At 64.2% G+C, this 23,116-nt stretch carries 22 protein-coding genes; 11 read left to right on the top strand and 11 right to left on the bottom strand.

Going from position 1 to position 23,116, the window contains the following annotated elements; genetic code table 11:
* Positions 1-120 precede the first annotated feature (120 nt).
* The 3 genes from AC07Y9_RS18305 to AC07Y9_RS18295 all read left to right on the top strand — a co-directional run bounded on the left by AC07Y9_RS18305 (position 121) and on the right by AC07Y9_RS18295 (position 4,808).
* On the top strand, positions 121-1,887 hold the full coding sequence (locus AC07Y9_RS18305; protein WP_102679025.1) for a sensor histidine kinase: 1,767 nt from the start codon (positions 121-123) through the stop codon (positions 1,885-1,887).
* The gene (locus AC07Y9_RS18300; protein WP_101338916.1) at positions 1,881-3,215 is read left to right on the top strand and encodes a sigma-54-dependent transcriptional regulator; all 1,335 of its coding nucleotides are present in this window, start codon (positions 1,881-1,883) and stop codon (positions 3,213-3,215) included. The genes AC07Y9_RS18305 and AC07Y9_RS18300 overlap by 7 nt, the downstream gene beginning before the upstream one ends.
* A 270-nt stretch (positions 3,216-3,485) precedes the next feature.
* Positions 3,486-4,808, top strand: coding sequence for an MFS transporter (locus AC07Y9_RS18295; RefSeq protein WP_007931214.1), 1,323 nt, complete (start codon positions 3,486-3,488; stop codon positions 4,806-4,808).
* 131 nt (positions 4,809-4,939) lie between these two features.
* Here AC07Y9_RS18295 and AC07Y9_RS18290 read toward each other — a convergent pair whose 3' ends face one another.
* The gene (locus AC07Y9_RS18290) at positions 4,940-5,695 is read right to left on the bottom strand and encodes a COG4705 family protein (RefSeq protein ID WP_007931223.1); all 756 of its coding nucleotides are present in this window, start codon (positions 5,693-5,695) and stop codon (positions 4,940-4,942) included.
* Positions 5,696-6,068: 373 nt separating this feature from the next.
* Here AC07Y9_RS18290 and AC07Y9_RS18285 point away from each other — a divergent pair, with 373 nt between their 5' ends.
* Together AC07Y9_RS18285 and AC07Y9_RS18280 are read left to right on the top strand one after the other, a co-directional pair.
* Positions 6,069-6,452, top strand: coding sequence for a hypothetical protein (locus AC07Y9_RS18285; RefSeq protein ID WP_087090200.1), 384 nt, complete (start codon positions 6,069-6,071; stop codon positions 6,450-6,452).
* Between the two features lie 143 nt (positions 6,453-6,595).
* The gene (locus AC07Y9_RS18280) at positions 6,596-7,225 is read left to right on the top strand and encodes a flavin reductase family protein (RefSeq protein ID WP_102679026.1); all 630 of its coding nucleotides are present in this window, start codon (positions 6,596-6,598) and stop codon (positions 7,223-7,225) included.
* Positions 7,226-7,268: 43 nt separating this feature from the next.
* Here the strand turns inward: AC07Y9_RS18280 and AC07Y9_RS18275 are convergent, their stop codons facing one another.
* A complete protein-coding gene (locus AC07Y9_RS18275; RefSeq protein WP_102679027.1) occupies positions 7,269-7,541 on the bottom strand; it encodes a hypothetical protein in 273 nt (90 codons plus the stop codon).
* Positions 7,542-7,550: 9 nt separating this feature from the next.
* Positions 7,551-7,916, bottom strand: a complete 366-nt coding sequence (locus AC07Y9_RS18270) for an antibiotic biosynthesis monooxygenase family protein (RefSeq protein WP_007931229.1) — start codon at positions 7,914-7,916, stop codon at positions 7,551-7,553.
* 331 nt (positions 7,917-8,247) lie between these two features.
* Between AC07Y9_RS18270 and AC07Y9_RS18265 the strand changes: the two genes are divergently transcribed.
* Positions 8,248-9,177: an AraC family transcriptional regulator gene (locus tag AC07Y9_RS18265; RefSeq protein WP_007931230.1), complete on the top strand. Its 930-nt coding sequence runs from the start codon at positions 8,248-8,250 to the stop codon at positions 9,175-9,177.
* Between the two features lie 132 nt (positions 9,178-9,309).
* Here AC07Y9_RS18265 and AC07Y9_RS18260 read toward each other — a convergent pair whose 3' ends face one another.
* The gene (locus tag AC07Y9_RS18260) at positions 9,310-10,758 is read right to left on the bottom strand and encodes an aldehyde dehydrogenase family protein (protein ID WP_102679028.1); all 1,449 of its coding nucleotides are present in this window, start codon (positions 10,756-10,758) and stop codon (positions 9,310-9,312) included.
* The gene (locus tag AC07Y9_RS18255) at positions 10,755-12,392 is read right to left on the bottom strand and encodes a 5-guanidino-2-oxopentanoate decarboxylase (protein WP_102679029.1); all 1,638 of its coding nucleotides are present in this window, start codon (positions 12,390-12,392) and stop codon (positions 10,755-10,757) included. Before AC07Y9_RS18255 ends, AC07Y9_RS18260 begins: the two co-directional genes overlap by 4 nt.
* A 153-nt stretch (positions 12,393-12,545) precedes the next feature.
* On the opposite strand from AC07Y9_RS18255, the gene AC07Y9_RS18250 reads away from it, so the two are divergent.
* Positions 12,546-13,427 (top strand): LysR substrate-binding domain-containing protein, encoded by an 882-nt coding sequence (locus tag AC07Y9_RS18250; protein ID WP_102679037.1) that lies wholly within the window; start codon positions 12,546-12,548, stop codon positions 13,425-13,427.
* Between the two features lie 142 nt (positions 13,428-13,569).
* On the opposite strand, the gene AC07Y9_RS18245 is transcribed toward AC07Y9_RS18250, so the two are convergent.
* Positions 13,570-14,184 (bottom strand): NAD(P)-dependent oxidoreductase, encoded by a 615-nt coding sequence (locus AC07Y9_RS18245; protein ID WP_102679030.1) that lies wholly within the window; start codon positions 14,182-14,184, stop codon positions 13,570-13,572.
* Between the two features lie 76 nt (positions 14,185-14,260).
* Positions 14,261-15,145 (bottom strand): MBL fold metallo-hydrolase, encoded by an 885-nt coding sequence (locus tag AC07Y9_RS18240; protein WP_007929792.1) that lies wholly within the window; start codon positions 15,143-15,145, stop codon positions 14,261-14,263.
* 144 nt (positions 15,146-15,289) lie between these two features.
* On the opposite strand from AC07Y9_RS18240, the gene AC07Y9_RS18235 reads away from it, so the two are divergent.
* Complete coding sequence (locus AC07Y9_RS18235) at positions 15,290-16,195, top strand: LysR family transcriptional regulator (protein WP_037035534.1); 906 nt, start codon at positions 15,290-15,292, stop codon at positions 16,193-16,195.
* A 138-nt stretch (positions 16,196-16,333) separates the two neighbouring features.
* Positions 16,334-16,510: a hypothetical protein gene (locus AC07Y9_RS18230; protein ID WP_007929787.1), complete on the top strand. Its 177-nt coding sequence runs from the start codon at positions 16,334-16,336 to the stop codon at positions 16,508-16,510.
* A 15-nt stretch (positions 16,511-16,525) separates the two neighbouring features.
* Here the strand turns inward: AC07Y9_RS18230 and AC07Y9_RS18225 are convergent, their stop codons facing one another.
* Positions 16,526-17,416 (bottom strand): helix-turn-helix domain-containing protein, encoded by an 891-nt coding sequence (locus tag AC07Y9_RS18225; protein WP_053262424.1) that lies wholly within the window; start codon positions 17,414-17,416, stop codon positions 16,526-16,528.
* 186 nt (positions 17,417-17,602) lie between these two features.
* Between AC07Y9_RS18225 and pobA the strand changes: the two genes are divergently transcribed.
* A complete protein-coding gene (gene pobA, locus AC07Y9_RS18220) occupies positions 17,603-18,787 on the top strand; it encodes a 4-hydroxybenzoate 3-monooxygenase (RefSeq protein WP_173679764.1) in 1,185 nt (394 codons plus the stop codon).
* A 77-nt stretch (positions 18,788-18,864) separates the two neighbouring features.
* Positions 18,865-20,382 (top strand): MDR family MFS transporter, encoded by a 1,518-nt coding sequence (locus AC07Y9_RS18215; RefSeq protein WP_102679032.1) that lies wholly within the window; start codon positions 18,865-18,867, stop codon positions 20,380-20,382.
* Positions 20,383-20,432: 50 nt separating this feature from the next.
* On the opposite strand, the gene AC07Y9_RS18210 is transcribed toward AC07Y9_RS18215, so the two are convergent.
* From AC07Y9_RS18210 to AC07Y9_RS18200, 3 genes are all read right to left on the bottom strand, one after another.
* On the bottom strand, positions 20,433-21,269 hold the full coding sequence (locus AC07Y9_RS18210; protein WP_102679033.1) for a cache domain-containing protein: 837 nt from the start codon (positions 21,267-21,269) through the stop codon (positions 20,433-20,435).
* 133 nt (positions 21,270-21,402) lie between these two features.
* Entirely contained in the window at positions 21,403-22,239 is an 837-nt protein-coding gene (locus tag AC07Y9_RS18205; RefSeq protein ID WP_102679034.1) for an ATPase, read from the bottom strand.
* Between the two features lie 106 nt (positions 22,240-22,345).
* Positions 22,346-23,116, bottom strand: a 771-nt coding sequence (locus AC07Y9_RS18200; protein WP_102690472.1) for an NAD-dependent epimerase/dehydratase family protein, incomplete at its 5' end; no start/stop codon positions are given.

Here is a 23,116-nt window from a genome sequence, read left to right as displayed (position 1 = left end):
GCGTTGCTCGATGAGCAGCGCCGCCTTTTTCATGCCTGGCCGGGCAAGGACTGTCCGCGATCAACGAAGCCTCGGACAGGCGTGTTATCTTTCCTGCCCCTTTCAGCCTGCCCTTGACTCATGGTCCAGATCTCCCGCCCGCTGCGCTTGACCTTCTATACCCTGGTGATTCTCGCCGGCGCCGTGGTCAGCGCGACCTTCGCCATGCGCCATGCCGAGCGCCAGGCATTGGAGGACGATGCCGCCCGCGCCAGCGAGCAACTGGCGCTGTACGCCAACTCCCTGCATACCCTGATCGAGCGTTACCGCGCCCTGCCCGCCGTGCTGGCGCTGGACCCGGAACTGCGCTCGGCGCTCAAGGGCCCGGTCGGCCCGCAGCAGCAGGACGCCCTGAACCGCAAACTGGAACAAATCAACGGCGCCGCCCGCTCCTCGACCCTGGAGCTGCTGGACCACACCGGCCTCGCCGTGGCCGCCAGCAACTGGCGCCTGCCCAGCAGCTATGTCGGACACAACTACGGTTTTCGCCCCTACTTCAGCCAGACCCGCAGCCAGGGCAGCGGGCGCTTCTATGCGGTGGGCGTCACCAGCGGCATTCCCGGTTATTTCCTCTCCAGCGCGGTCAAGGACGAGCAGGAGCAGTTCCTCGGCGCCATGGTGGTGAAGCTGGAATTCCCCGAACTGGAGCGCGAATGGAGCCAGGGCAGCGACACTCTGTTGGTCAGCGATGCCCGGGGCATCGTGTTCATCGCCAACCAGCCGGGCTGGCGTTATCGACAGTTGCGCCCGCTGTCGGACAGCGACCGCGCCGAACTCAAGGCCACCCGGCAGTACGACAAACAATTGCTGACGCCGCTCGAACATCGGCCGCTGCGACGCTTTGACGACGACAGTACGCTGACCCGGGTCGAGGGCCCGGACGGCAGCGTCGACTACCTGTGGGAATCCCTGCCCCTGGCCACCGAAGGCTGGACCCTGCATTTGCTGCGGCGTCCGCAGATCGCTTTTGAGGACCGCCGCAATGCCGGCCTGGCCGCGGCCGGTGCCTGGCTGACCCTGGTATTCCTGCTGCTGTTCCTCAACCAGCGCTGGCGCCTGGCCAGGCTGCGCCAGCGCAGCCGCGAGGAGCTCGAACGCCTGGTCGAGGAGCGCACCCGCGACCTGCGTACCGCCCAGGACGGCCTGGTGCAATCGGCCAAGCTGGCGGCCCTGGGGCAGATGTCCGCGGCCCTGGCCCATGAAATCAATCAGCCGCTGACCACCCAGCGCATGCAGTTGGCCACCCTGCGCTTGCTGCTCGATCACGGGCGGGTCGACGAGGCCTACCAGGCCCTGAAACCGCTGGACGATATGCTGACCCGCATGGCCAGCCTCACCGGCCACCTGAAAACCTTCGCCCGCAAGAGCCCCAGCGGCCTGCGCGAACGCCTGGACCTGGCGGCGGTGGTGGATCAGGCCCTGCAACTGCTGGACACCCGGCTGCGCGACGAACAGGTCGACACACACCTGCAACTGACGCGCCCGGCCTGGGTCCGCGGCGATGCCATACGCCTGGAGCAGGTGCTGATCAACCTGCTGCGCAACGCCCTGGACGCCATGCGCGACAAGCCCCTCAAGCACCTGGAAATCCGCCTCGAAGCCGACCAGCAGTTGTGGAGCCTGAGCGTCATCGACAGCGGTGGCGGCATCGCCGAAGAACACCTGCCGAATGTCTTCGATCCGTTCTTCACCACCAAGCCGGTGGGCGACGGCCTGGGCCTCGGCCTGGCGGTGTCCTACGCTATCGTCCACGAACTGGGCGGGCGCCTGAGCGCCGGCAACCAGGGCCAGGGCGCGATCTTCACCCTGAGCCTGCCCATCGACCTGGAGGCGCATATCCCATGTTGAATTCGGTGATGCTGGTCGACGACGAAGCCAGTATTCGCACCGCCGTCGAACAATGGCTGAGCCTGTCGGGCTTCGAGGTGCAGCTGTTCAGTCGCGCCGAGGACTGCCTGGCCCGGCTGCCCAGGGACTTCCCCGGGGTGATCCTCAGCGATGTGCGCATGCCCGGCATCAGTGGCCTGGAACTGCTCAAAGAGGTGCAGCAACGCGACGCCGACCTGCCGGTGATCCTGCTGACCGGCCACGGCGACGTGCCGATGGCGGTGGAAGCGATGCGCGACGGCGCCTATGACTTCCTGGAAAAACCCTTCAGCCCGCAGACCCTGCTGAGCAGCCTGCGCCGGGCCCTGGACAAACGCGGCCTGGTCCTGGAGAACCGGCGCCTGCACGAACAGGCCGATACCCGGGAGAAAATCGACTCCACCCTGCTCGGCGTGTCCCGCGCCTTGCAGACCCTGCGGCGCCAGGTGGTCGACCTGGCCGCGCTGCCGGTCAACGTATTGATCCGTGGCGAGACCGGCAGCGGCAAGGAACTGGTCGCCCGCTGCCTGCACGACTTCGGGCCGCGCGCCGACAAGCCTTTTGTCGCCCTGAACTGCGCGGCGATCCCCGAGCAACTGTTCGAAGCCGAACTGTTCGGCCATGAAAGCGGCGCCTTTACCGGCGCCCAGGGCAAGCGCATCGGCAAGCTGGAATACGCCGACGGCGGCACCCTGTTCCTCGACGAGATCGAAAGCATGCCGCTGGCCCAGCAGGTCAAGCTGCTGCGGGTGCTGCAGGAACAGAAGCTCGAACGCCTAGGGTCCAACCAGAGCATCGAGGTGGACCTGCGGATCATTGCCGCGACCAAGCCGGACCTGCTGGACGAAGCCCGCGCCGGGCGTTTTCGCGAAGACCTGGCCTACCGCCTGAACGTCGCGCAACTGCGCCTGCCGCCGCTGCGCGAGCGGCGCGAGGACATCCCGCTGCTGTACGAACATTTCGCCCACGCCGCCGCCGAGCGCCTGGGCCGTAGCGTCGCGCCCCTGAGCGGAGCGCAGTTGAGCCGCCTGCTGAGCCACGACTGGCCGGGCAACGTGCGCGAACTGGCCAACGTCGCCGAACGCCAGGTGCTTGGCCTGGGCGAGCCCGAGCCGGAAACCATCGACCCCGGCCAGTCCCTGGCGGCGCAGCAGGAAGCCTTCGAGGCGCAATGCCTGCGGGCCGCGCTGACCCGGCACAAGGGCGACATCAAGGCGGTGCTCGTTGAGCTGCAACTGCCGCGCCGCACCTTCAATGAAAAGATGCAGCGCCATGGGCTGGCGCGGGAAATGTTTCTTGGTGAGGAGTGAGGCCCGAGGTCCTATCGCGAGCAAGCTCGCTCCTACAGGGATCACGTAGCTTCTGTAGGAGCGAGCTTGCTCGCGAAGACGCCCTCACCCACACCACCTTCATCGGCAATTTTCCGCTCACGCACTTTCGCCAACGAGCGGATTTCCGCTCATTGCAATCTCCAGACCCTTCTAAACCAGGCCTTTCGGCTCCTGGCACAGCTCCTGCTATAGCTCCAGCAGGCTGCGTTTCGGCGCGCTCCACAAAAACAATTAAATGAAGGATCCGTCATGGATAACTCGCAAACCCTGCCTCTTGGGTCGGCAGCTGCGCCTGCCAAAGAAAAGACCACCGCCAGCCGCCTGAAATCGATCTTCAGCGGTTCGGTCGGCAACATGGTCGAGTGGTACGACTGGTACGTCTACGCCGCCTTCTCCCTGTACTTCGCCAAAGTCTTCTTCCCCAAGGGCGACACCACCGCGCAACTGCTGAACACCGCCGCGATCTTCGCCGTGGGCTTCCTGATGCGTCCGATCGGCGGCTGGCTGATGGGGCTCTACGCTGACCGCAAGGGCCGCAAGGCCGCGTTGATGGCCTCGGTGCTGCTGATGTGCTTCGGCTCGCTGATCATCGCCCTGACTCCCGGCTACGAGACCATCGGCGTCGGCGCTCCGATCCTGCTGGTCCTGGCGCGCCTGATGCAGGGCCTGTCGGTCGGCGGCGAATATGGCACCTCGGCCACCTACCTCAGCGAGATGGCGACCAAGGAGCGTCGTGGCTTCTTCTCCAGCTTCCAGTACGTGACCCTGATCTCCGGCCAGCTCATCGCCCTGGCGGTGCTGATCGTGCTGCAGAACGTGCTGACCACTGAAGAGCTGCAATCCTGGGGCTGGCGCATTCCGTTCGGCATCGGCGCTCTGTGCGCGATCGTCGCGCTGTACCTGCGTCGTGGCATGGAAGAAACCGAGTCCTTCACCAAGAAGAAGGAAAAGCCGAAAGAAAGCCTGATGCGCACCCTGATGCGTCATCCGAAAGAGCTGATGACCGTGGTCGGCCTGACCATGGGCGGCACCCTGGCCTTCTACACCTACACCACCTACATGCAGAAATACCTGGTGAACACCGTCGGCATGAGCATCTCCGACTCCACCACCATTTCCGCGGCGACCCTGTTCCTGTTCATGTGCCTGCAACCGGTGGTCGGCGCGCTGTCGGACAAGATCGGCCGCCGTCCGATCCTGATCGCCTTCGGCATCCTCGGTACCCTTTTCACCGTGCCGATCCTCACCACCCTGCACACCGTCCAGAGCTGGTGGGGCGCGTTCTTCCTGATCATGGCGGCGCTGATCATCGTCAGCGGCTATACCTCGATCAACGCGGTGGTCAAGGCCGAGCTGTTCCCGACCGAGATCCGCGCCCTGGGCGTGGGCCTGCCCTACGCGCTGACCGTATCGATCTTCGGCGGCACCGCCGAATACATCGCGCTGTGGTTCAAGAGCGTCGGCATGGAAACCGGTTACTACTGGTATGTCACCGCCTGCATCGCCGTGTCGCTGCTGGTCTACATCACCATGAAAGACACGCGCAAACACTCGCGGATCGAGACTGACTGACCGGCAAAAAAAAGCGCGAGGGTGCAAGGCCCTCGCGCTGTGGTGTCATCAGGTAAAGCCTATCGCGGGCAAGCCTCGCTCCTACAGAAGCGGGGCTTGCCCGCGATAACCGCAACGCGATGCGCGGATCATCACCCCAATTCAGCTGCCACCTGCCGCTCGCTACGGTTCTTGTAGTACGAAGCCCCGGCAATCATCACCAGCAGAATCCCCGCCAATACCGCCGACGAGCCGATAGTGCCGAAGTCCAGGCCGCCCTTTTCCAGGGGCTTGGTCAGGAAGTCGCCCAGGGTCGCGCCGAACGGCCGGGTCAGCACGAACGCCACCCAGAACAACAGTACCGAGGAGATCCGGGTGCAGTACTTGAGCACGACCACCAGGGCGATGGTCGAGCCGATCAGCAGTGCGCCGCCGGCAAAACCCAACCCCGAGTCGTCCGCCAGGTAGTCCCCCAGCGCCGTGCCCAGGGTGTTGGAAAACAGGATCGCCAGCCAGTAGAACAGCTCGCCGCGCAGGGTCTGGATCTTGTTGACGTTGAGCGAATCTCCGCTCAGGCGCCAGACCGCGAAGATCGCCAGCAGGATCGCGATCAGGATCGCCGAGCCGGTGGCGTAACCCAGGCCCAGGGTGCGGTCCATGAAGTCCGACATGGTGGTGCCGGCGGTGCTGGTGGAGAGGATCACGATCCAGTACAGCACCGGGTTGTAGGTTTTCGAAAACAGCTGGGTGACCAGGGTCAGCAGGAACACGCTGATCAGGATCATCGAGCTGATGGCGTAGCCGACATTCAGGGTCATCGACAGCAGGTCGCCGGCAGTTTCCCCGAGGGTCGTCGCGCAGATTTTCATGACCCAGAACGCCAGGGTGATCTGAGGGAGTTTATTCATTCGTTGCAGTGCTCCAGGGCTCGAGTGAAGACGGTCCGTCTTGGACTTCTATGTGGGAGCGAAGGCTGCGGGGCGAGCGGTGAAAAATAGGTAAGGGGTGTATGAAAAAACCGTTGAGCAGGTTTTTTCAGTGGTGCAGGCAGGTTAATGACCGGTTAATGCCCAGCCCTCACTCTGCCTCCATCGAAATCGGTGTCGGCGCGTCAAACGCGGCAGAAGCAGGCAAGAGGCCTTATGCAGTGATTCTTGACGCCAAAAACATCTACTAATTCGATATTTTTCAGCATTTATTTGCGCTTTTTAATCAAATTAACTGGCGTAGTATTCATTTCACACCCACTGCACAAAACTCACCGAACCTGGAGTGACCCTCATGAAAAGCAAACTGATCCTCGCCCTGACCCTTTCCGTACTGGCTGCCAATACCTTTGCCGCCGATGGTTACGACCGCACCGGCTCCGCTACTTTCACCTCGGGCAGCTCGGCCAGCGCCAGCCTGGCTTCCGACGGTTTCGATCGCACCGGCACCGCCGCCGCTATCGCCTCCGATGGCTTCGATCACACCGGCACCGCAGGCGCAGTCGCTGCCGACGGCTTCGATCGCACCGGGACTGCCGCCGCCATCGCCTCCGATGGCTTCGACCACACCGGCACCGCAGGCGCAGTCGCCTCCGATGGCTTCGACCACACTGGTACCGCAGGCGCAATCGCTGCCGACGGCTTCGATCGCACCGGGACTGCCGCCGCCATCGGCTAACCCTCAGGGATGCCCCGCAGCCCGGCTTCGGCCGGGCTTAGTTGTTTTTGGCCCGGGGAAAACCGCACGCCGCAAGGCTGGCATTCACTTTCAATGGCTTGCACTATGGCGGCCTTCCCTCTTTGTCCGCGCAAGAGCCCGTCATGTCCGAAGACATCCATTACTACGAACCCGCCCAGGGCCACGGCCTGCCCCACGATCCGTTCAACGCCATCGTCGGCCCGCGCCCGATCGGCTGGATCTCCTCCCAGGACCAGCAAGGCCGGCTGAACCTGGCGCCCTACAGTTTTTTCAACGCTTTCAATTACATTCCACCGATCATCGGTTTCTCCAGCGTCGGTCGCAAAGACAGCCTGAACAACATCGAGCAGACCGGCGAGTTCGCCTGGAACCTCGCCACCCGCCCGCTCGCCGAGCGGATGAACCAGAGCTGCGCGGCCGTGCCGGCCGAGATCAATGAGTTCGAACTGGCGGGGCTGACGCCCGTGGCCTCGAAAGTGATTGCGGTGCCGCGGGTAGCCGAAAGCCCGGTGTCCTTCGAGTGCAAGGTCACGCAGATCATTCAACTGCAGCGCGCGGATCAGGAGTTGGTGCCCAGCTGGCTGATCCTCGGCGAAGTGGTCGCCGTGCATATCGCCAAGTGGCTGCTCAAGGACGGGATATACGACACCGCCGCGGCAGAGCCGATTCTGCGCGGCGGCGGGCCGGCGGATTATTTCCAGCTGGGGCCAGAGGCCTTGTTCAAGATGTTCCGTCCGGGGGCGGTCAGGTAGCTGCTCAAACCAACTAGCTGCGCAGATCAGGTAGCGACCCGGATCAGGCCGTTGCCCAGGCCAGTTCGCCGTCTTCGGTCACGTCGATCAACTGCTCAAGCTTCTGCGCGGCAGCCTGGTCGGCGTCATGGGCGGTCTTGAATTTCTGGTCGTCGAGGACCTTGTGAAAGTGCGGTGCCCCTGAACCACCCAGGGCCTTGACCGCGATGGCAGCGCTGTAGCCCCCTTCACCTGGAACCACGGCGGAAACCGCTTCGTATGCTGCAAACTCTTTACGTGCCATGTTGCTGGTCCTGGCCAATGGAAAGTCGGCCATTCTAAACCCTCAGCTGGCCAGCTGGTGTACCGGTGCCCCGTTCAGTTGCGCGTATTCGCCTTCGGCCTGGGCCGCCGAGACGTCTCTGAAAGTATGGAAATCCAGGCTGTTGACCACCAGGTCCTGGACCAGCTCGGCGAAGATCGCCATGGCCGGCGAACAGAAGTAATCGGTCATCGCCTGCTGGCTGCTCCAGAATCCGGATATCAGCCACAGGTCAGCGTCGCACTGCGAATGCTGCAAGGCGAACTGCAGGCAACCTGTGGCCTGGCGGGATGGTTCGATCAGACTGCTCAAGCGAGCCCCCAACTCCGTTGAGCGACCGGCGCGGGCGCGAACGAATGCCATGTGGCTGACGGGAATATGCGTGGACATGTGCGACCCTCCCAGGGTGGTGTCGAGGCAGCCATGGGACGGGCTGCGACAGGATCCAAGATTAAGCGCCCGGCGTAATGCTCGTTAGTCGATTCCTGCCGGCCTATTGCACAATCCTGCGAGTCTTGCCCGGGAACGCCGAACCCTGCCCGGCAAGCGGAAAAAACCCACAACGTTGTTTCAAGCAAGTGACAGCCCGCGCACAGGACTCGGCTCTACTCACGCGCGCACGCCTGGCAGGATCAGGCAAGATTTACGCAGGAATCGCCTACCCCTGGCGCTTGCACAAATTTAAGCTGTGACCATTCGCAATCTTCCCGGAGGGGCCTTCATGTCATCGCTCGAAACCCAGCAGCCGCCACTGGATGCGGAAATGGAAAAACAGCGGGCGGAGCTGGCCGGGATCATTGCTCGCAATACCGGCGAAGATGGCAGCTATGCCACGGCGATCCAGTCGCTGTTCGTCTCGCGCTACAGCCACTCCCACGATTTCGCCTCGGTGCTGGCCCAGCCGGCCCTGTGCATCATGGCCCAGGGGCGCAAGGAAGTGCGGCTGGCCGACGAGGAGTTCAACTACGACCCGCTCAACTACCTGGTGGTCTCGGTTTCCATGCCGTTGAGCGGGCGCCTGGCCGATGTCTCGCCGCTGGAACCGGTCCTGGCCCTGCGCCTGGACATCGACCCGGCCGAGATCAGCACGCTGATCGCCGATGCCGGGCCGCTGGGGGTGCCGAACCGTCCTGTCGGCCGCGGCCTGTATGTGGAGCGCCTGGACACGCCGATGCTCGACGCCGTGCTGCGCCTGACCCGCCTTCTGGACACGCCCAAAGACATCGCCATGCTCGCGCCGCTGATTCGTCGGGAAATTCTCTACCGGCTGTTGCGCAGTCCGCAGGGCCATCGGTTGTATGAGATCGCCATCGCCAACAGCCAGAGCCACCGGGTCAGCCAGGCCATAAAGTGGCTGAACGGCAACTACGAGCAACCGCTGCGCATCGACGATCTGGCGCGAGGGGTGAACCTCAGCGTGTCCACCCTGCACCACCGTTTCAAGGCCATGACCGCCATGAGCCCCTTGCAGTATCAGAAGCAACTGCGCCTGCAGGAAGCCCGGCGCCTGATGCTGACTGAAGGGCTGGAGGCGTCCGCCGCCGGGTACCGGGTCGGCTACGAAAGCCCTTCGCAGTTCAGCCGCGAATACAGCCGCCAGTTCGGCGCCCCGCCGCTGCGCGACATGGCGCGCCTGCGCAGCAGCGTCTGACTCCCCCTTGTAGGAGCGAGCTTGCTCGCGATAGCCGCAAGGCGGCGCTCTATCTGTCGCACGGCGTCATCCTTGACCCGCATCGCGAGCAAGCTCGCTCCTACAGAGAACCATCTCGCTTCAAAAGACTGTTTACCGCGCGCGAACCACGTGCTTGATCTCCTGGAACGCCTGCAAACCCCAAGGCCCCAGCTCGCGGCCAATGCTGCTCTGCTTGTAGCCGCCCCAGGCGGTCTGCGGGAAGATCACCTGCGGTGCGTTGATCCACACCAGCCCGGCCTGCAAGGCATTGGCGACTCGCTCGGCGTTTTCTACATCGGCGCCGACCACACTGGCCACCAGGCCGAATTCGCTGTCGTTGGCCAGCGCGATGGCCTCGGCCTCGCTGGCGAAACTGCGCACGCAGAGCACCGGGCCAAAGATCTCCTCACGCCACAGCGCACTGTCGAGGGGCACTTCGGTGAAAATGGTCGGCCGTATAAAAAAGCCGCGTGTCAGCTCCTCTGGGCGTTCGCCGCCACACACCAACTTGGCCCCGACACTCAGCCCGCGATCGATATGGCCGAGCACGCGCTGGTATTGCGCCTGGTTGACCAGCGCACCCATCTCCACGTCCGGATCGAAAGGGTCCGCCACCCGAATCGCCTCGGCCCGCGCCTTGAGGCGCAGGAGGAATTCGTCCGCCAGCTCGTCGGCCACCAGCACCCGGCTGGTGGCGGAGCACATCTGCCCGGCGTTGAAAAAACCGCCACCGCAGGCCAGCTCCACCGCCAGTTCGAGATCGGCATCGGCCAGCACCAGCAGCGAAGATTTGCCACCCAGTTCCAGGCTCACGCCCTTGACCGTCTCCGCCGCGCGCTGCATGACCTGGACCCCGACCGCATTGCTGCCGGTAAAGGAAATCTTCGCCACCCGCGGATCGGCCGCCAGCGGCGCGCCCACCGCCAGGCCGGTGCCGCAGACCAGGTTGAACACGCCCTTGGGCAAGCCGCTCCGGGCGATGATCGCCGCCAGTTCCAGTTCCGGCAGCGGCGTGACTTCCGAGGGCTTGAGCACCACGCTGCAACCGGCGGCCAGGGCCGGCGCGAGCTTCCAGGCGGTGGTGACCATCGGGAAATTCCACGGCACGATCAGGCCGACCACGCCACAGGGCTCACGCCGCACACGGGCGCTGAAATCATCGCTGGGCAGCGGCACATCGCGGTCCTGGGTGGCGTCCAGGCCTTCGGCCAGCCCCGCGTAATATTCGAAGGTGGCAATCACGTCGTCGACGTCGATGGCCGCTTCGAATTGCGGCTTGCCATTGTTGCTCGACTGCAGGTGCATCAGGCGTTCACGACGCTCGGCGACACCGGCGGCGATCCGCCGCAACACCGCGCCACGCTCGGCGCCGCAGGTCGCGGCCCACTCGGCGAGCCCGGCCTGGGCGGCACTCACCGCCAGCTCGACGCTGTGTTGATCGCCGCCACCGACCACGGCCAGCGGCTCTTCGGTAGACGGATTGATCACCGGCAACCGCTCGCTGCCGGCATGCCACTGGCCATCGATATACAGGCCGTTCAACAGGTTTGTCGGGTTCATGCCTGCACCGCCCGCATCCAGCCGGCCTGGTCGATTTCGATCAGGGTTGGGCCCTGGCGATCGCTGGCCGCGCGCAACGCATCGCGCAATCCGTCGATGCTGTCGATGGCCTCGGCGGCACAGCCCAGGGCCTTGGCCACGCCGATGAAGTCCGGCGTGTAGATGTCCACGCCCACCGGCTCGATGTCGCGGTTGACCATGTACTTCTTGATCTCTTCATAGCCCTGGTTATTCCACAGCAGCACGATGATTGGCGTGCGTGCTTCCACCGCGCAGGCCAGTTCCGACAGGGTGAACTGCAGGCCGCCGTCGCCGATCAGGCACGCCACCGGGCCCCGGGCCTTGCGTTCGGAAGCGCCACCGAGCCAGGCGCCGATCGCCGCCGGCAAGGCATAACCCAAGGTGCCGTAGCCGGTCGAGGAGTTGAACCAGCAGCGCGGACGCTCGGGGTTGAAGGTCAGGTTGCCGCTGTACACCGGCTGCGTGGAGTCGCCGACGATGACGATCTCCGGCAGCTCTTGCAGCACAGTTTCGAGGAACAGGGTCTGCGCCCGGGTCGGCGCGTCCCACTGCTGCTCCAGTGCGTTGCGCAGGGCAGCGGCACGGGCGGCGCCCCAGGTGCTGTCGCGCTCGCTCAGCGGTTGTTTGCCCAGCTCGGCCAGCAAGGCTTCAGTTGCGCTGTGCGCGTCGGCCACCAGCGCCACTTTCGGCGGATAGTTGCGCACGGTCTGGTCAGGGTCGATGTCGATGCGCAGCAGGGTGCCAGGAATCTCGAAACCGCCGGCGAAAGTCACGTCGTAATCGGTTTCGGCCAGCTCGGTACCGATGGCCAGGACCACGTCGGCATCGGCCACCAGGGCGCGGGTCGCCACCAGCGACTGGGTCGAACCGATCAGCAGCGGGTGCCGCGACGGCAGCATGCCCTTGGCATTGATGGTCAGGGCCACGGGTGCCTGGAGCGATTCGGCGAGGCGGGTCAGGGACGCGGCGGCATCGATCGCGCCACCGCCGGCGAGGATCAGTGGACGCCTGGCGCCCGCCAACAGCTGGCTCATCCGCGCGATGGCGGCAGGCGCGGCACCGGCCCGGGCAATGCTCACCGGCTCGCTGTCGAGCAGGTCGTCGGCCTCCTCCACCAGCACGTCGAGGGGGATTTCGATGTGCACCGGGCGCGGGCGGCCGGCCTGGAACAACGCGAAGGCGCGGGCCAGGACACCCGGCAGTTCCGCCGCCGACATCAGGGTATGGGAGAACGCCGCCACGCCGCCCACCAGGGCGCCCTGGTTCGGCAGCTCGTGCAGCTTGCCGCGGCCGCCGCCGAGCTGGCTGCGCGATTGCACGCTGGAGATCACCAGCATCGGAATCGAGTCGGCATAGGCCTGGCCCATGGCGGTGGTGATGTTGGTCATGCCCGGGCCGGTGATGATGAAGCACACCCCCGGCTTGCCACTGGTGCGGGCATAGCCGTCGGCCATGAAACCGGCACCCTGCTCGTGACGCGGCGTGACATGCCGGATGCTCGAACGGGCCAGGCCGCGATACAGCTCGACGGTGTGCACCCCGGGAATGCCGAAGACCTGCTCGACGCCATAACCTTCGAGTAACTTGACCAACACTTCGCCGCACGTCGCCATGTCTTGCCCTTCTTGTTCGCTTGAGACGGTGTGCCTGGCTGGCCGCTGCATGGCCAGGCACGGGGAAGGCGTCATTGGAACGGGCCGCGTGTAGCGGGAACAATGGATAAAAAGTCATACTCGCCATGTCCTCACGTCATGCCTTGGCCCTTTATGAAACGCCTCCCGCCCTTGCCCGCGCTGCACACCTTTCTGATCACCGCGCGCTGCTGCAACTTCACCCACGCGGCCGAGCAGCTGCATATCACCCAGGGTGCGGTGAGCCGGCAGATCGCCGGCCTGGAGAGTCACCTGGGTTATGCCTTGTTCCAGCGCCAGGCCCGCGGCCTGAGCCTGACGAGCGAAGGACGGGAATGGCTGCCACGGGTGGAACAGGTGTTCGGCCTGATCAGCGAGGGGGTGGAACAGGTCGGGGTGAACCGCGACACCCTGCAACTCAAGGCGTCCACCTGTGTGATGCGCTGGTTGTTGCCGCGCCTGATGCAGTGGCAGAAAGAGCGGCCGGACGTGCCTGTGCGGCTGACCACCACGGTGCAGCATGGGGTGGACTTCAGTCGCGAACAATTCGACGCCGCGGTGATTTACGGTGCCCCGCCACCTTCCACCCTCGGCGCCTATCACCTGTTCGACGAACAGCTGACGCCGGTGTGTTCACCTGCACTGCTCGACGGGGCGATAGTGCTGAAGACCCCGGCCGACCTGCAGCAACACATGCTGCTGCACCCGACCCTGGATACCCATGACTGGAATACCTGGCTGAAAGCCTCGGGGACGGTGCTGAACAACATCGGCAAGGGCCAGCATTTCGAAACCCTGGACCTGGCGATGTCGGTTGCTTCCCAGGGGACGGGGGTAGCTATTGGCGATTGGGCATTGATCGGCGAAGACCTGAGCGCCGGGCGGCTGGTCATGCCATTTGAATTGAAGGTCCGTACGGGGCTGGGCTATTACCTGGTGCACCCCGATCGCTCGGCACCGTCGCCGCAGTTACGGGCGTTGCTGGACTGGCTGGTGGAACAGGCCCGGGCCAGATAGCCCTGTAGCCGCTGGCGCAGCCTGCGATCGAGCGCGTAGCGGTCGTAATCCAGTCAACACGTTGTACCTGCAAAAACGCGGTATCTGGTTTTACGACTGCTGCGCAGCCGATCGCAGCCTGCGGCAGCGGCTACAGGATGTCTCAGTAACCGACCGTGAAACGCTCGCGGGAGTGCTTCGGTGTTTCCAGCTCATCGATCATGGCGATGGCGAAGTCGGCGAAGGTGATCCAGCTCTTGCCTTCGGCGCTCACCAGCAGGTGGTCCTGGCCCAGGCGGAACTGCCCGCGGCGCTCGCCTTCGACGAACTCCGCCGATGGCGACAGGAAGGTCCAGTCCAGCTCTTTTTCCTGGCGCAGGGTATCGAGGAACACACTGCCGGCACTGGCTTCGGCCTTGTATTCGTCCGGAAAACCGGCGGCATCGATCACCCGGCTGCCGTCGGGCAACAGCAACGAACCGGCACCGCCCACCACCAGCAGGCGTTTGACCCCGGCCTTTTTCACCGGCTCGATCACGGCCTTGGGCGCGATGGTGGAAAAGTGCGCCGCGCTGATCACCGCATCGTGACCGGCGATCGCCGCTTGCAACGCCGCGCCGTCCAGCACGTCGACCGCCTTGCTCACCACACCGGCGCGATTGCCGATTTTCGCCGGGTTACGGGCGATCGCGGTAACGCTGTGACCACGACGCAGGGCTTCTTCCAGCAGTTGGCTACCGGCACGGCCGGTGGCCCCAATGATTGCGATCTTGCTCATGACAGTTCTCCAGTTCCGATAAGTGACGCAAAGCCTTACAGGGAATGCCCCCGCGCCAGGCGCGGGGACGGTCGAATCACCACTTCATTTCGCCCTTGGCGACCTTGGCGCTCAGCTCCAGGGAGCTGTCTTCGCCCAGGTCCGGGTAACGCTTTTTCATTGCCGCGATCAGTTCGGCGGAATCCTTGGCCTTGGCGGTTTCTTCATCGAAGGCCTTGATGTAGTCGGCGGTGAAATGCACAGGAGCCAGGGAGCGGGCGCTTTCGCCCAGGTAATGGCCGGGCACCACGGTCTGGGGTTTCAGCGCGGCGATGGTGTCCAGGGTCGTCAGCCAGTCCTTGTGGGATTGCGCGGTCTGGGTATCGGCCATCCACACATGGATGTTTTCCGCGACCACCACACCACCGACGACCGCCTTGATCGACGGAATCCAGACGAAGGTGCGGTCAGGTTGCTTACCGTCCAGGCCGATGATGTCCAGCTTCTGCCCTTCCAGGCTCAGGCTATGGCCCTTGAGCACGCCCGGCACGATGGTCTTGGCCGGCACGTCGGCGCCCATTTTCGGGCCCCAGAATGCGAGCTTGCCGTCGACCGTGGCCTTGATGTGCTCGACAGTCGGCTGCGACGCCACGACCTTGGCCTTGGGGAAGGCCCGGGTGATGGTGTCCAGGCCGAAGTAGTAGTCCGGGTCACCGTGGCTGATGTAGATGGTGGTCAATTGCTTGCCGCTGGCGCGGATCTTTTCCACCAGTTGCTCGGCCTGGGATTTGCCGAACTGCGCATCCACCAGGATCGCTTCCTTCTTGCCGCTGACCAGCACCGAGGTCACCGGGAAGATCGCCGCGGCGCCCGGGTTGTACACATCCAGGCTCAGGGCCGGCTCGACGGCGGCGGCATGGGCGGCGAAACCCAGGGTGGCGGTGGCCAGCAGCAGGCGCTTGAGTGAGGTGAATCCGATCATGTGCAGCTCCGATGGTCTGTCGGCCGTAAGTGGCCAGGGGTAGGTGGCGATAGGTAAGTGGCGATGGAGATGAAGCTTAGTTGCCGCACTCGTTACAAAAAATGCGATGCTTGGACATAGTTTGTTTCTGAAAGCGGGCAAATCATGGATCGTCTTCAAGCAATGCGCGTCTTCGTCACCGTAGTCGACCTTGGCAGCCAGTCGGCCGCCGCCGACCACCTGGACCTCTCGCGACCGGTGGTTTCACGCTATCTGGCGGAGCTGGAGGACTGGGTCGGCGCCCGGCTGATGCACCGCACCACCCGCAAGCTGAGCCTGACCGCGGCGGGCACCGAGATCCTGCCCCGCTGCCGGCAGATGCTCGAGTTGTCGACGGACATGCAGGCCGCCGTCAGCGAACCCGACGACGCGCCCCGCGGCTTGCTGCGCATCAGCGTCAGCACCTCGTTCGGCCAGGCCCAGTTGGCCGATGCCATGGCCACCTACGTCAAGCGTTACCCCGGCGTCAGCATCGACCTGCAGATGCTCGACCGCACGGTGAACCTGGTGGACGAGCGCATCGACCTGGCGATCCGCACCAGCAACGACCTGGACCCGAACCTGATCGCCCGGCGGCTGACGGTCTGCCGCTCGGTGATCTGCGCCTCGCCGGCCTACCTGCGTGAGCACCCGGCGCCGCAACGGGTCGAGGAACTCAGCCAGCACAACTGCCTGACCCACTCCTATTTCGGCAAGAGCCTGTGGCATTTCGAGCAGGACGGCGAACAGGTTTCGGTCCCGGTGCAGGGCAATATCAGCGCCAACGAAGCCAGCACCCTGTTGCGCGCGACCATGGCCGGGGCCGGCGTGGCCATGCTGCCCAGCTACCAGGCCGGGGTGCATATCCACAGCGGCGAACTGGTGCGCCTGCTGCCCCACGCAGAGCCCCGGCAAATGAACATGTACGCGGTCTACGCCTCGCGCAAACACATGCCGGCGGCCCTGCGCAGCATGCTGGATTTCCTGGTGCTGCGTTTCCCCGAGGAGCCGGAGTGGGACAAGGGCCTTTAAAGCCCGATAAGACCGCTGAATACCGCATCAACACGCTGCCCGCGACCTGGCCGGCGGCCATGGCTGATCCACATGGCTGATCTATGCTGATAACAGTACCCCCACACGCGCAGGGGTATTCGTTCAGAGGTGTTTGCCATGAACATCAAAACAAGAAGATACCTGGCCATTTTCGTCACCTGCACCGCGACCCTGGCGCTGTATGGAACAGCGGCCTATCGCGTCGAGCAGGCCCGGCAACAGCCACGTGTCTACGCCAGCTGCAACGTCGACCAGTGCATCCCGCACAACGCGACCCTCAACTCCCTGAAATGATGCAGGCGCGCGGCGTCACGGTTCATGATCGGTCTTCAGCCGGTCGCGGAAGGCCTTGGGCGAGATCCCGACCCGGCGGCGGAACAGCCGGGTGAAGTTGGTGGGATCGGAAAAACCCAGGGTGTCGGAAATCTCGTAGATGGTCATGCTGGTGTAGGTCAGCAGGCGCTTGGCCTCCAGCAGCTGACGCTCATGCATGATCTGCAGGGCCGGCTGGCCCGCCAGTTCGCGGCAGGTGCCATTGAGGTGGGAAACGGAAATCCCCAGCTTGTGCGCCAAGTCCTCGACCTTCACATGCTCGCGATAGTGGGCTTCCACCAGTTGGATATAGCCATTGAAATACTCCCGCGCCCGCTGCGGTCGCTGGCTGGCGCTGCGGCGCCGGATCGCCTGGCGGCTGACCCACACCATGATCACGCTGACCAGCGAGTGCATGAGCATTTCCCGCGCCGGCTCACGCCCCTGGTACTCGTTCTGCAACGCGGCAAACAGGCTGTTCAGGTAGTCGCCGTCGGCGCCCGCCGGGTAGCTCTCGGCCACGGCCAGGGCATTCACCGAGTGCCCCAGCTGGGCTTGCAGATGGGCCATCAAGGGCGCCGCCAGGGTCACCACATAACCGTCGATGTCTTCGGAAAAACGAAAGCCGTGCACCGACAGGGCCGGCAGGATCTGCAGCGCCGACTCCCCCAGCAGCGTGCGCTGGCCTTCGATCTCAAGCTCGGCCTGGCCGCGATGCACGAACAGTAATTGACAGAGATCGGCATGCCGATGTGGCTTGATTTCCCAATGGTGCTCGCGGCTGCGCTTGGAAATGGTTTCGCAGTGCAGCAGGTCCGGTGTCGGCCAATCCAGGCTTTCCCCATAGAGTTTGAACACCGGAATTGAAGGCAAGGCAGGCTTATTCATAACTGCAATCCAGGCCTCTGGGTGACGGGCGATAATCGCACCGATTGGTGAAATGAACAGGTATCGGCTCAGTTTTCACCTTCAACTGACAGCATCACAAGTGAAAAATGCAGGCACTCGAAACATAAAAATCAGTCAGCGAACCTGTTCGCGTGAAGCTTGCGAGTCATAAAAACAATGAAAACCCTGAAAACTCAAGTCGCCATCATTGGCGCCGGCCCCTCCGGACTGCTGCTCGGCCAACTGCTGCACAAGGCCGGCATCGATACCCTGATCCTCGAACGACAAACCCCGGATTACGTACTCGGGCGCATCCGCGCCGGGGTGCTGGAACAAGGCATGGTCGACCTGCTGCGCCAGGCCGGGGTCAGCCAGCGCATGGACGCCGAAGGCCTGGTGCACGGTGGTTTCGAACTGGCCCTCGACGGCCGCCGGGTGGCCATCGACCTGCACGCCCTCACCAATGGCAAGAGCGTGACGATCTACGGCCAGACCGAAGTCACCCGCGACCTGATGCAAGCCCGCCAGGCCGTCGGCGCCCGGACCCTGTACCAGGCCGACAACGTGCGTCCTCACGACATGCAGAGCGACCAGCCCTACCTGACCTTCGATTACCAGGGCGAACCCCATCGCCTGGACTGCGACTACATCGCCGGCTGCGACGGCTTCCACGGGGTCGCCCGGCAGTCGATCCCGGCCGACAAGCTCAAGGTTTTCGAACGCGTCTATCCGTTCGGCTGGCTCGGCATTCTCGCCGACACCCCACCGGTCCACGACGAACTGGTCTACGCCCGCCACGAACGCGGCTTTGCCCTGTGCAGCATGCGGTCGACCACCCGCACCCGCTACTACCTGCAAGTACCGGCAGAGGAAAATGTCGCCGACTGGTCCGATCAACGTTTCTGGGACGAGCTCAAGAGGCGCCTGCCCAAGGAGCTGGCCGAACGCCTGGTGACCGGGCCGTCGATCGAGAAAAGCATCGCGCCGCTGCGCAGCTTCGTGGTCGAACCGATGCAATACGGGCGGCTGTTCCTGGTCGGCGACGCCGCGCACATAGTGCCCCCCACCGGAGCCAAGGGCCTGAACCTGGCCGCCAGCGATGTCAGCACGCTGTTCAACATCCTGCTCAAGGTCTACCGCGAGCAACGCACCGACCTGCTGCAGAAGTATTCGCAAATCTGCCTGCGGCGGATCTGGAAGGCCGAGCGTTTCTCCTGGTGGATGACCGCGATGCTGCACCGTTTCCCCGACTCCGACGACTTCAGCCAGCGCATCGCCGAGTCGGAGCTGGCGTACTTCGTCGACTCCGAGGCCGGGCGCAAAACCATCGCGGAAAATTACGTCGGCCTTCCTTACGAGGCTATCGAGTAGGAGCCTATCGAGTACACTGGCGAGCATTCCCGCTCGCCTTGCACCCTGCGGGTCAATCACTGCCCGCAGGTTATTTCGTGTCCAATCCCAACCAGCCTGGCCAGCCCAAACCGGCTCTTCGCAGCGTACTGATCGCCCTGATGCTGGCGATCTTCCTCGGCGCCCTGGACCAGACCATAGTCGCGGTCTCCATGCCCGCCATCTCCGCGCAATTCAAGGATGTCAGCCTGCTGGCCTGGGTGATTTCCGGCTACATGGTGGCCATGACCGTGGCGGTGCCGATCTACGGCAAGCTCGGCGACCTCTACGGGCGGCGCAAGCTGATGCTGTTCGGCATGGGTCTGTTCACCCTGGCGTCGCTGTTCTGCGGCATGGCGCAGAACATGGAACAGCTGGTTCTGGCGCGGATCTTCCAGGGCATCGGCGCCGGCGGGATGATTTCGGTCAGCCAGGCGATCATCGGCGACATCGTGCCGCCCCGCGAGCGCGGGCGTTACCAGGGCTATTTCAGCAGCATGTACGCGGCGGCCAGCGTCGCCGGCCCGGTGCTCGGCGGCTACATGACCGAATACCTGTCCTGGCGCTGGGTGTTCCTGATCAACCTGCCCCTGGGCCTGGGCGCCTGGCTGGTGGCCAGACGCAATCTGCGCGGGCTGCCGATTCCGCAGCGCAAACCGATCATCGACTACCTCGGCACGCTGCTGATGATCATCGGCCTGACGGCCCTGCTGCTGGCGATCACCCATTTCGGCCAGGGCCACGCCTGGCGCAGCAGCGAAGTGCTAGGCCTGCTGGCGTGTGCCGTCGTCACCCTGGCCCTGTTCGCCTGGCATGAACGGCGCACGGAAGAGCCGCTGCTGCCCATGCACCTGTTCGCCAACCGCAACGCCATGTTGTGCTGGTGCACGGTGTTCTTCACCAGCTTCCAGGCCATCTCGCTGACGGTGCTGATGCCGTTGCGCTTTCAGAGCGTCACCGGCGCCGGTGCCGACAGCGCGGCATTGCACCTGCTGCCGCTGGCCATCGGCCTGCCGATGGGCGCCTACTTCGCCGGGCGCATGACCTCGGTGACCGGCCGCTACAAGCCGATGATCCTCGGTGGCGCCCTGCTGATGCCACTGACCGTTCTCGGCATGGCCTTCAGCCCGCCCCAGGCGGTGCTGCTGAGCAGTGTGTTCATGTTGTTCAGCGGGATTGCCTCCGGCATGCAGTTCCCGACGTCGCTGGTGGGCAGCCAGAACTCGGTGGAACAACGGGACATCGGGGTCGCCACCAGCACCACCAACCTGTTCCGCTCCCTGGGCGGTGCGGTGGGCGTGGCCTTGATGTCGGCGCTGTTGCTGGCGCTGTTGCAGGATTCCAGCTTCGCCCAATTGAGCGGCTCGGCGCTGATCGGCGAAGGCCACTCGGGCAATGTGCTGCTCGACGGCCTGAACGCCGCGCCGGGTCCGGAACAGGGCGCCTTGCGGGCTGAGTTGCTGCTGACCTTCAAACACTTGCTGATGGTCAGCGCGGCGGTGTCGTTGCTGGGGTTGGCGGCGGCGCTGGCCATGCCCAACGCGCTGCTGCGCGGGCGCGAAGACAAGGTCAAATAACGGCATCGCCAGCCAGCTCTTCCACAGGCGAGCTGGCCGGCGACCGACCGTCACGGGCTGTAGTACCCCACCGCCACCAGGAAGTGCCCGACCTTGCGCAGGTAGGCGTGCTTGTCTTCCACCTTGGCCGTCACCGGGTTCTTCCAGCGGTACTCATACTCGCCCTGCTCCTGGGTGGTCATCAGCGCCAGGATCGGCTCGCCCACCGGTTTGCCGTCCGGGTCCTTGACCTTGCCGAAGTCGGTATTGATCAACCGCAGATTGGTGCCGTGGGCCACGTAGCGCTGGTTGTCCAGGTCGACCACGAACACATACAGGTCGTCCTGCAGGAAGCCGCCCTTGAGCGAGTTGATCGCTGTCAGCGTGCCCTTCTCGTCCTTGACCAGTTCGGTCGCCGCCTTATCCAGCAAGGCTTTGGCCTGCTCGGCGGAAGCCCGTGGCAGGTAATATCCGACCGCCAGGATCCGCTCGCCGACCCGCTGGTAATACACATGCTTGCGCTCGACCTTGCCGTCGGCCCAGTTCTGCCAGCGGTATTCGGCTTGCTGGATGCCATTGCCCTCGGGAATCTTCAGCGCGTCCTTGAAGGCCTTTTGCAGATCCGGCCCAAGCACCTCGGAAACATCGCGGCCGATCAGCGCCGACGACGGCCCGCCACTGGCCAGCATCACCCCCTTGGTGTCGACCACAAACACATAACGGTCCTTGTCGACGAACTCGCCCTGCCGGCTGAACGCGGCGAAGGCCTTGTCACCGTGGTCGTGGTAATAGGCCAGGGCCTTCTCCAGCAGGGCCTTGGCCGCCGTGGCATCGTCCGCCGCCTGGACCTGGCTGGCGCAGAACATCAGCAACCCTCCCAGCACCGTGGCTCTAAGCAATCCCCTCATTGCGCGTCCCTCGTTCTTGTTGGTGTTTCAAGAGCGTAGACGGCTGCGGGATATGGTCGAGTATTCAGCGAAGCAGGGAGGCGAGAGGCAAAACCGCGACCTTCCCACGCCACGCGCGGGAAGGTCGCCAGGGTCAGGGGCGGGTATTGAGCTGCTGCTGCAGGTTCTGGATCTGGCTCTGCAGGGTATTGATGTTGCGAGTGACCTGGCCGCGGAAAGCGTCGAACTCGGCGGTGTTGGTGCCGCCCTGGGCCGCGGCGGGACGATTGTCCTGCTGGCTCTTGAGCACGATGATGTCCTGTTCCAGACGCTCGATGGCGGCGCTCGGGTTGCCCTGTTTCTTCAAGGCCGCGATCTCGGCGCTCAGGCCCTTGAACTGGGCATCGACCTTGCTGGTGTCGGCAGGCGCGCTTTTCAGGGCGGCCAGTTCGCTGCCCAAGGTTTTCACCTGTGCCTGCAACTGGGTATTGGCCGCCTGCTGCTCGGTGGCCTGCGCGGTCATCTGGGCCAGGCGCTTGTCCAGGTCCGTGGCCTGCCCGGCCACGCCTTGCTGCTGCTTGCCCTGGTCCTGCAGGCGGCTTTCCAGCTGCTTGATCTGCAACTTCAAGGCTTCGCTGTCGCTGTTGACGCTGGACTGGCTGGCCACCACCTTGCCGGAAATATCCTGCAGGCGCCCCGCCGCTTCTTCGCTGATGCGGGCGAAACTTTCCTGGGTGGCGACCAGTTGCTGCTCCATCAGCGAGATCTGCTGGAAGCTCCACCAGGCCAGGCCGATAAAGGCGAAGAACAAGGCGCCGACCAGCGCCCAGAGCGGCCCGGCATTCGGGGTCTTGACCTTGGTTACCGGCACGCTGCGCGAATGCACCGAAGTACGCGCGCGGCCCGCGGCGGTGGTCGGGAAATCATCGTCGAGGGTATCGGCACGCAGGCTTGGAACATCGTCGAAGTCGTCGTTGGCATCGTTACGCATGGGGCAACCTTTCTAAACCGCGGTGATAGCTGAATGCGGCGAGTATAAACCGCTAACCCGCCGCCCTCATCGACCCGGAACCCCGAACTCGGTTCAGTGTTTATTTTCAGCGTATGTCCTGGGCCTTCCACCAGCCGCAGAATTCATCCAGGGCCGTCCACAGGCTGACCTTAGGTTCGTAATCCAGATAATGGCGGGCGCGGCTGATATCCAGGGTGAAGTTCTTGTTCATCACCTGCATGCCCAGGCGCGACAGGGTCGGCTCCGGACGGCCCGGCCAGAGCTTGCAGAAGCCTTCATTGAGGGCCGCCACGCTGTAGGCCAGGCCAAAGGAGCGGTAGCGCGTGACCTGCGGCACGCCCATCTGGCGCATCACGTAGTTCACCACGTCCCACAACGGCACGGGCGCGCCGTTACTGATGTTGTAGGCCTTGCCCAGGGCCGAGCCGCTGGCCAGCAGACTGCTGAGCAGCGCTTCGCTGAGGTTCTGCACACTGGTGAAGTCGACCTTGTTCAGGCCGTTGCCGATGATCGCCAGACGGCCCTTGCGCTGCATCTTCAACAGGCGCGGGAAAATGCTCATGTCGCCGGCACCGGTGACAAAACGCGGGCGCAGCGCCAGCACCTCCAGGCCGAACTCCTGGGCGCCGAACACCTTCTGCTCCGCCAGGTATTTGGTGGCGGCATAAGGGTGCTTGAAGCGCTTGGGCACCTGCTCCTCGGTCAGGCCCAGATGGTCGCGGCCGTCGAAATAAATCGACGGCGACGACAGGTGCACCAGGCGCCGGACATGGCGCTTGAGGCAGGCTTCGACCACGTTTTCGGTGACCAGCACGTTGCCCTGATGAAAATCCTGATAACGCCCCCAGAGCCCCAC

It is taken from the genome of Pseudomonas sp. GW456-L12, assembly GCF_059424045.1.
Note: the sequence above shows the minus strand (reverse complement) of the source record. Positions and strands in the feature narration are given on the sequence as shown.

Excerpts from the sequence above, each read along its gene's own strand:
- AC07Y9_RS18305 (WP_102679025.1), top strand. The coding sequence starts at position 121 with ATGGTCCAGATCTCCCGCCCGCTGCGCTTGACCTTCTATACCCTGGTG.
- AC07Y9_RS18300 (WP_101338916.1), top strand. The coding sequence starts at position 1,881 with ATGTTGAATTCGGTGATGCTGGTCGACGACGAAGCCAGTATTCGCACC.
- AC07Y9_RS18295 (WP_007931214.1), top strand. The coding sequence starts at position 3,486 with ATGGATAACTCGCAAACCCTGCCTCTTGGGTCGGCAGCTGCGCCTGCC.
- AC07Y9_RS18290 (WP_007931223.1), bottom strand. The coding sequence starts at position 5,695 with ATGAATAAACTCCCTCAGATCACCCTGGCGTTCTGGGTCATGAAAATC.
- AC07Y9_RS18285 (WP_087090200.1), top strand. The coding sequence starts at position 6,069 with ATGAAAAGCAAACTGATCCTCGCCCTGACCCTTTCCGTACTGGCTGCC.
- AC07Y9_RS18280 (WP_102679026.1), top strand. The coding sequence starts at position 6,596 with ATGTCCGAAGACATCCATTACTACGAACCCGCCCAGGGCCACGGCCTG.
- AC07Y9_RS18275 (WP_102679027.1), bottom strand. The coding sequence starts at position 7,541 with ATGGCCGACTTTCCATTGGCCAGGACCAGCAACATGGCACGTAAAGAG.
- AC07Y9_RS18270 (WP_007931229.1), bottom strand. The coding sequence starts at position 7,916 with ATGTCCACGCATATTCCCGTCAGCCACATGGCATTCGTTCGCGCCCGC.
- AC07Y9_RS18265 (WP_007931230.1), top strand. The coding sequence starts at position 8,248 with ATGTCATCGCTCGAAACCCAGCAGCCGCCACTGGATGCGGAAATGGAA.
- AC07Y9_RS18260 (WP_102679028.1), bottom strand. The coding sequence starts at position 10,758 with ATGAACCCGACAAACCTGTTGAACGGCCTGTATATCGATGGCCAGTGG.
- AC07Y9_RS18255 (WP_102679029.1), bottom strand. The coding sequence starts at position 12,392 with ATGGCGACGTGCGGCGAAGTGTTGGTCAAGTTACTCGAAGGTTATGGC.
- AC07Y9_RS18250 (WP_102679037.1), top strand. The coding sequence starts at position 12,546 with ATGAAACGCCTCCCGCCCTTGCCCGCGCTGCACACCTTTCTGATCACC.
- AC07Y9_RS18245 (WP_102679030.1), bottom strand. The coding sequence starts at position 14,184 with ATGAGCAAGATCGCAATCATTGGGGCCACCGGCCGTGCCGGTAGCCAA.
- AC07Y9_RS18240 (WP_007929792.1), bottom strand. The coding sequence starts at position 15,145 with ATGATCGGATTCACCTCACTCAAGCGCCTGCTGCTGGCCACCGCCACC.
- AC07Y9_RS18235 (WP_037035534.1), top strand. The coding sequence starts at position 15,290 with ATGGATCGTCTTCAAGCAATGCGCGTCTTCGTCACCGTAGTCGACCTT.
- AC07Y9_RS18230 (WP_007929787.1), top strand. The coding sequence starts at position 16,334 with ATGAACATCAAAACAAGAAGATACCTGGCCATTTTCGTCACCTGCACC.
- AC07Y9_RS18225 (WP_053262424.1), bottom strand. The coding sequence starts at position 17,416 with ATGAATAAGCCTGCCTTGCCTTCAATTCCGGTGTTCAAACTCTATGGG.
- AC07Y9_RS18210 (WP_102679033.1), bottom strand. The coding sequence starts at position 21,269 with ATGAGGGGATTGCTTAGAGCCACGGTGCTGGGAGGGTTGCTGATGTTC.
- AC07Y9_RS18205 (WP_102679034.1), bottom strand. The coding sequence starts at position 22,239 with ATGCGTAACGATGCCAACGACGACTTCGACGATGTTCCAAGCCTGCGT.